Annotated in this window: 2 protein-coding genes; one reads left to right on the forward strand and one right to left on the reverse strand. The window is 41.8% G+C overall.

Annotation, left to right across the window (positions count from 1 at the left end; all coding sequences use genetic code 11):
- Positions 1-211: 211 nt before the first annotated feature.
- Positions 212-457 carry a hypothetical protein gene (locus tag R8N28_RS26905; protein WP_025551159.1) on the reverse strand — a complete coding sequence of 82 codons (246 nt, stop codon included), beginning with the start codon at positions 455-457 and terminating at the stop codon, positions 212-214.
- A gap of 168 nt (positions 458-625) precedes the next feature.
- Here R8N28_RS26905 and R8N28_RS26910 point away from each other — a divergent pair.
- The coding region (locus R8N28_RS26910) for an AraC family ligand binding domain-containing protein (protein WP_318183880.1) at positions 626-1,057 on the forward strand (432 nt) is incomplete at its 3' end.

Below are 1,057 nucleotides of genomic sequence, written 5' to 3' on the forward strand. Positions count from 1 at the left end.
ACTCATCCTAAGCTACCAAATCTTCATCCTGAAGATACCTAGTCCATTAGGCTTTTTTCCTGTTCCCGCCAACATCCTGTCGACACAATCAGTATTGATGTTTTGCTGATTACTCTCAATCAGCTAGGTAAAAAAACTTTGGCAGCGAATATTATGAAAAATACTATAAGTTTTAATTTTCAATTGGTTATATGCATTTTTTGATTTTATCTTAGTCAAAGATGGTCGTTTTGCTTACATCGCTTGTGAGAGATCTCGCACAAGGTGTCGAGCAAATGTCCGAATTGGCGTCGTTTTTATCCTGTTTAAGAATTTGCTCAAGATCACAACTCGATTTGTAACCATAAAATTTGGCGATGGTGTTAGGTGGGATTTCCATTTCTCTGATAGCGAATTTTGCCCATTCATCGCGTGTCTTGTGCAGGGTTTGGCGTAGCTTGATAGTGAAGTGGCTCATGAAAGCTTCCTTAGTTAGCTTGTCTTTACAAGGCAAGAATAAGGAGAGGGGCAACACCAAGTTGATAGTATGCCGTTTAATATCAATACTATTTCGGCGTGATGAAGATTATGTCGGCAATACTGATATTATTTGAGCGTGAAACAATACTATCTTGTGGAGTAGCCAATGGCGCACATCGAAAAAGTACCGCAGAGACCAGGTTTTTCTTGGCGCTATCGTCGCATTGATGAGGTAGAGAAAGAGTACGACCTCCATTTTCACGATGATGTGTTTGAGTTGGTCATCCATCGACACTTCACTGGCAGTTTGCATATTGGTCATCACGAATTAGAAGTGACTCACAACCAAATGCTATTGATCGCGCCTGGTGTGCCTCATTCAATTCACTCCACATTGGTCGAAAGCAAGTGCGAGACTCATGTGATTTGGTTTAAGCGTGAGTGGATTGCCAATTTGATGTTCTATTGCGCAGAGCTTAGAAAGCTTGACCCGCTTTTAAAGGCGGCCAATAAAGGTGTGGTGTTTTCTGAACGGACAGCTCAGCACGTTGTGGATCTTCTGCATGAGCTCATGACGTTTCCTGCAATGGAGCAACTA

The organism is Vibrio sp. Vb1554 (assembly GCF_033344235.1).